The following is a 6,182-nucleotide window of genomic DNA, read 5'->3' on the forward strand; positions in this document are numbered from 1 at the left end:
TGGGATGGCGGGGAGGGGACAGATGGCGGGGGACGCTGCAAGTACGTCCATGTAAGCTCGGTCGCGCCATCCATGGCGCTCACGCCCCCGCCATCKGCCCCCTCCCCGCCTCCGACAATTTCCCGCGATCTGTYGGAATGKCATGRCCTGCYYTTGGTGGGTGTCGACCTTGGTCGACACGTAGATCCACGCCATGCGTGGATGCTCTTCGATCAATTGTCGAAATATTCGATTTCGATTGGATTTGATCCAAGCGAAGCACAGATGGACCAACAGMCACCGGAAATCTGTCAGAGGTGGGGCGATGTCGGAGTGCGGGGTGTCAGCCGCATGGATGCGGCTGCCAAGCCTACAGGGACGTACTTGCGGCGTCCCCGCACTCCGACACCGCCCCGCCAACCACGGAATGCCGCTCTTGCTGTTGCTCTGGCAGTGGCCTCTGCAGGTGCAGGGCGCAGCCCTGCAGAAGCAAACCCCTACCGCACCTGCTCCTGCTTGCGCACGATCGCCATCGCAATCTCCAGCGACTGCTCGTAGTTCAATCGCGGGTCGACGGTCGAACGATAGGCGCGCTCCAGGTCACGCTCGGTCAGTTCGCGCGCACCGCCGGTGCATTCGGTCACATCCTCACCGGTCAGCTCCAGATGCACGCCACCCAAACGGGTGCCTGCGGCCGCATGCAGGTCGAAGGACATCTCGACCTCGCCGCGCACGTTGTCGAAGCGCCGCGTCTTGAAGCCGTTGGCGGTGCTTTCGGTATTGCCGTGCATCGCATCGCACACCCACAGCACGCGACGACCATCGCGCTTGACCGCATCCAGCAACGGCGGCAGCTTCTGCGCGATCTGCGCCGCTCCCATACGATGGATGAAGCTCAGGCGGCCCGGCTCGTCATCCGGATTGAGCACATCGATCAGGCGCAGCAACTGGTCCGGCGTCACCGACGGGCCCACCTTGATCGCGATCGGATTGCGCACGCCGCGCAGGTACTCCACGTGCGCGCCATCCAGCGCGGCGGTGCGCATGCCGATCCACGGATAGTGCGTGCTCAGGTTCAACCAGCCCTGCTGGCGCGGCACCTGCCGGGTCAGCGCCTGCTCGTAGGGCAACAGCAGCGCTTCATGCGAGGTGTAGAAATCGATGCGGTTGAGGTTGTGCACGCGGGCCCCGGCCAAGGTCTCCATGAAGTGCACGGCATCACCGATCGAGGCCACCATCTTCTGGTACTCGGCGGCCAACGGCGAATGGCTCACCCATTCCAGGTTCCAGTATTCGGGATGGTGCAGATCGGCGAAGCCGCCATCGATCAGCGCCCGCACGAAGTTCATCGTCATCGCCGAATGCGCGTGGGCCTGCAGCATCCGCTTCGGGTCGGGCAGACGCGCCGCCTCGGTGAAGGCCGGCGCATTGATCACATCGCCGCGGTAGCTGGGCAGAGTCACGCCGTCGCGGGTCTCGGTATCGGCCGAGCGCGGCTTGGCGTACTGGCCGGCGAAACGGCCGACGCGGATCACCGGCTGGCGCAGGCCGTGCACCAGCACCAGGCTCATCTGCAGCAGCACCTTCAACCGGTTGGAGATCGTGCCCGATTCGCAGTCGCTGAAATTCTCCGCGCAGTCGCCGCCCTGCAACAGGAAACGCTTGCCTTCCTGGGCGTCGGCCAGCTGCTGCTTCAGCGCCAGGATCTCCCACGAGGTCACCAGCGGCGGCAGCCGCTTCAGCTCGTGCAGCGCGGCATCCAGTGCCACCGGATCGGGATAGGTCGGCATCTGCAGCGCGGTCTTGCCCCGCCAGCTCTCCGGTGACCAGGCGGCGCCAGCAGCGATGGCGGCAGGATCGGGGGCGGGCGGAACGGCGGACAGGCTCATCACGGACATCCGGGGGTGGGGGGCGGTCATGGTCGCAGAGCCAGCCGCTGGCGCAAAGGGCCGGGCCCGGTCATGACTGCCTGAACGGTGTGGAAAGGGGCCGTGTGATCGGCCAGAAACGGCATGGTCGCCATCGCCGGACAGGCGCATGATCGGCACGCAGTTGTTACGGAGTAACACTCCCTCATGGACCGGCCCCCTCCCCCTTCCTGCCCATTTCCCATGAAGCCATCCCTGCTCACCACCGCCATCACCTTCGCCCTGATCCTCACCAGCCAACCCGCGCTTGCCGCCGACACTGATGCCAGCGCGGCTGCGGTCAAGGACCTCGACGTAGTCACCGTCAGTGCTCAGCTCGACCAGGCCCGCAACGCCCTGTCACCGGACATCGGCAGCAGCCAGTACCAGATCACCGCCGAGGACATCCAGAAGCAGCCGCTGGGCGCCTCCGCTCCGCTCAGCCAGGTGCTTCTGCAGGCCCCGGGCGTGGTCCAGGACTCCTACGGCGGCGTGCACGTGCGCGGCGACCACGCCAACCTGCAGTACCGCATCAATGGTGTACTGCTGCCCGAATCGATCTCCGGCTTCGGCCAGACCCTGGATGCCCGCACCATCAAGAGCATCCGCCTGATGGACGGCGCCCTGCCGGCGCAGTTCGGTGAACGCACCGCCGCGGTGGTCGATATCACCACACGCAGTGGCGCCGAGCTGGGCAACGGCGGCAGCGCTGGCATCACCGCCGGTTCGTTCGGCAAGGTCAACCCGAACGCCTCCTGGTGGGGCAACCAGGGCCGCTGGAGCTGGTTCCTGACCGGCAACTACGACCAGAACGAGGTCGGGCTGGAGAACCCCACCAGCGCACGCAGGCCGCTGCATGACGACACCCACCAGGGGAAGGCCTTTGCCGACCTGACCTATCTGGTCAACGACAGCACCCGCCTGAGCGTGTTCGCCGGCTTTGCCAACAACCGCTTCCAGATCCCGGTCAACCCGGGGCAGACCCCGCAGTTCGGCTACCTGGACACCACCACCTTCGATTCCAGCCAGCTGGACGAAACCCAGCGCGAGGCCACCCGCTTCGGCATGCTGGTGCTGCAGGGCACGCTTGGCCAGACCGCGTACCAGCTCTCGGCCGGCCAGCGCTACAGTGATGTGGCCTTCAACCCGGACGTCGTGGGCGACCTGGAGTTCAGCGGCGTCGCCTCGCAGGTCCGGCGCAGCAACCGCGCCAACACCCTGCAGGCCGATTTCTCCACCCCCCTGGGCGATAACCACACCCTGCGTTATGGCCTGTATGGCAACTACGAACACGCCGCCGCCAACAACAGCAGCTGGGTCTTCCCGGTCGACGCCGATGGGCGGCAGACGAGCACCACGCCGCAGCTGATCCCGGACCGCAATGCCTTCCACGCCAGCACCGCAGCCTTGTACGTGCAGGACGAGTGGCGGATCGGCGATGACTGGACCGTCAATTACGGCCTGCGCGGCGACCGCTTCAAGGCCTTCGGTCACACCGAGGGCCAGCTCAGCCCACGCCTGGGCGTGGTCTGGAACGCCAGCGACAGCACCACCGTGCACGCCGGCTATTCGCGATACTTCACCCCGCCCGCCAGCGAACTGGTTGCCGGCAGCGATCTGGCCCTGTTCGATGGCACCAGCAACCAGCAACCCGCCGATGGCAGCAACACGCCGTTGTCCGAGCGCAGTGACTACTACGATATCGGCGTGTCACAGCAGGTCGGCGACCACCTCACCCTCGGCCTGGATGCCTACGACCGACGCGTGCACCGCCTGCAGGACGAAGGCCAGTTCGGCGCCGCCTACATCTATTCCACCTTCAACTATCGCCGCGGCCACATCCACGGTCTGGAGTTCAGCGCCGACTACAGCAACGGGCCGATCAGCGCGTACTTCAACGCGGCCTACAACAAGGCCATGGGCACCCAGGTCATCACCAGCCAGTACAACCTCGATCCGGATGCACTGGCCTACGTGCAACAGAACTGGATCCACCTGGACCACGACCAGAAGCTGACGTCTTCCGGCGGCGTCAGCTATGCGTTCGCTGGCCACAATCGGGTCGGTGCGAACTACGTGTACGGCAGCGGCCTGCGTTCGGACATCGAGGGCGTGCCCAATGGCGGCGAACTGCCGTCGTACCTGCAGGTCAATCTCAGCGCCGCGCATGACTTCAACGCCGACAGCGGTCATCCGCTGCATGTGCAACTGGCGGTGATCAACGCGCTGGATCGCAGCTACCAGCTGCGCGATGGCGGAGGCATCGGCGTGTTCGCACCGCAATGGGGACCACGTCGCGGCGCCTATCTGAGCCTGCAGCAGGACTTCTGAGGTACCACCGACTGCCGGCCAGCGGCCGGCACTACCGGAAAACAGTCGAGCCACGCCATGCGTGGCTCCGGACTGGCTCAGTGCTTGACCTTGCGCAGCGATACCACCAGCGCCCACAGCGCCAGCAGCACGAACCACACGCCCGACCACATCGGCATGGTCAGGCCGAGGAACGTCCAGTCGATGTTGCCGCAGTTGCCGGTGCCGGTCAGCACGGTGCGGAACACTTCCAGCGGCCCCATGGTCTCGCGCAGGAAGGCCAGCGGCGGGCCACACGTCGCCCCCATTTCCGGCGGCAGCATCTGCACGTAGACATGGCGTGCGGCGATGCCCACGCCCACGGCGGCAGCGATGAACGCGAGGATGCCGTAGGTCGCCCGCCCCGGACGGTTGGACGGCCCATGCAGTGCGCCGATCAGGAACAGCAGGCCCAGGGCCGCGAACGCCAGGCGCTGGAAGATGCACAGCGGACACGGCTCCAGCCCCATCTTCAGCTGCAGGAAAATCGCGTAGCCCAGCAGGCCCGCGCAGATCAGGAAGCCCAACAGGAACTGGGCGCGGAAAGGCCAGCGCAGAGGATTCATCGGCAACGCTCGTGTAGTACGGACCGCAAGCGTAACCGAGAGTGCGCGCCGTTCGAACCGCCACAACGTCGCGCCCGTCGGAACACGCCGGCGCGCGCGCCGCAACATGCGGGATCATCCACGCCCGGCGTGGATCTCCATCCGTCGCCCAGAAACGGAAAAACCCGGCACGAGGCCGGGTTCTTCACCGAATGACGGGTGTCGCGCGTCGATTACTCTTCGACGGCTTCAGCCACGACCGGACGGTCAACCAGCTCAACGTAGGCCATCGGCGCGTTGTCGCCGGCGCGGAAGCCGCACTTCAGCAGGCGCAGGTAACCGCCCGGACGGTTCGCGTAGCGCGGGCCCAGGATGGTGAACAGGTTGCCGACGGCTTCGTTGTCGCGCAGGCGGGCAAAGGCCAGACGACGGTTGGCGACGGAGTCGACCTTGGCCAGGGTGATCAGCGGCTCGGCGACGCGGCGCAGTTCCTTGGCCTTCGGCAGGGTGGTCTTGATCAGCTCGTGCTTGAACAGCGAGGCGGCCATGTTCTTGAACATCGCTTCGCGGTGGGCGCTGGTACGGCTGAACTTACGGCCGGATTTCTGGTGACGCATGGTGATATTCCTTGGTTAATGATGTGGCTTTGCGGATCGTTGTCGCCTTCCTGGCGCTGCTGCTCGGACTGCGGTTGGTCCTGGCCATCCGTCCTGGACGACCTGCCCGCGAACCTTCGTTCGTCGTGGCGGTATTGCCTTGGTGCAATGGCCCCGTCGTTGCCGACGGGGCCATGCGGTCTTGCAGAAAGGCGGTATCAGCCCAGCATGCCGTGGCTGGCGACGCCGGCCGGCGGCCAGTTCTCCAGCTTCATGCCGAGCGACAGGCCACGCTGGGCCAGCACTTCCTTGATCTCGGTGAGCGACTTCTTACCCAGGTTCGGGGTCTTCAGCAGCTCGACTTCGGTCTTCTGGATCAGATCGCCGATGTAGTAGATGCTCTCGGCCTTGAGGCAGTTGGCCGAACGCACGGTCAGCTCCAGATCGTCGATCGGGCGCAGCAGCACCGGATCCACGCCGTTGTTGGCCGGCTTCGCCGCACCGCGGTCGCGATGGGTGAAGTCACCGAACACCGACAGCTGATCGCTGAGGATGTCGGCAGCGGTACGCACTGCTTCTTCGGCGTCGATGGTGCCGTTGGTCTCGATATCGATGACCAGCTTGTCCAGGTCGGTGCGCTGTTCGACACGAGCCGCTTCCACGGCATAGGCGACACGGCGGACCGGCGAGAACGAGGCATCCAGGACCAGACGGCCGATGGCACGGGTTTCTTCGTCCGGACGACGACGCGCAGCTGCCGGCTGATAGCCGAAACCACGCTCGATCTTCAGACGCATGTTCACTGC

5 protein-coding genes are annotated in these 6,182 nt (G+C 65.6%); 1 reads left to right on the forward strand and 4 read right to left on the reverse strand.

The genetic code is table 11. The features are described 5' to 3' along the window. Window positions 1-476: 476 nt before the first annotated feature. Window positions 477-1,868: a class II 3-deoxy-7-phosphoheptulonate synthase gene (locus AC1DJN_RS19985; RefSeq protein ID WP_025879324.1), complete on the reverse strand. Its 1,392-nt coding sequence runs from the start codon at window positions 1,866-1,868 to the stop codon at window positions 477-479. Between the two features lie 222 nt (window positions 1,869-2,090). Here AC1DJN_RS19985 and AC1DJN_RS19990 point away from each other — a divergent pair, with 222 nt between their 5' ends. Next, window positions 2,091-4,217, forward strand: a complete 2,127-nt coding sequence (locus AC1DJN_RS19990; RefSeq protein WP_442252235.1) for a TonB-dependent receptor — start codon at window positions 2,091-2,093, stop codon at window positions 4,215-4,217. A 77-nt stretch (window positions 4,218-4,294) separates the two neighbouring features. Here AC1DJN_RS19990 and AC1DJN_RS19995 read toward each other — a convergent pair whose 3' ends face one another. From AC1DJN_RS19995 to AC1DJN_RS20005, 3 genes are all read right to left on the reverse strand, one after another. Further along, the gene (locus AC1DJN_RS19995; protein ID WP_025879322.1) at window positions 4,295-4,801 is read right to left on the reverse strand and encodes a disulfide bond formation protein B; all 507 of its coding nucleotides are present in this window, start codon (window positions 4,799-4,801) and stop codon (window positions 4,295-4,297) included. Between the two features lie 212 nt (window positions 4,802-5,013). Further along, window positions 5,014-5,397, reverse strand: coding sequence for a 50S ribosomal protein L17 (gene rplQ / locus AC1DJN_RS20000; protein ID WP_025879321.1), 384 nt, complete (start codon window positions 5,395-5,397; stop codon window positions 5,014-5,016). A 197-nt stretch (window positions 5,398-5,594) separates the two neighbouring features. Further along, window positions 5,595-6,182, reverse strand: a 588-nt coding sequence (locus AC1DJN_RS20005; RefSeq protein WP_478039931.1) for a DNA-directed RNA polymerase subunit alpha, incomplete at its 5' end; no start/stop codon positions are given.

The organism is Stenotrophomonas sp. 05L414_2 (assembly GCF_056397905.1).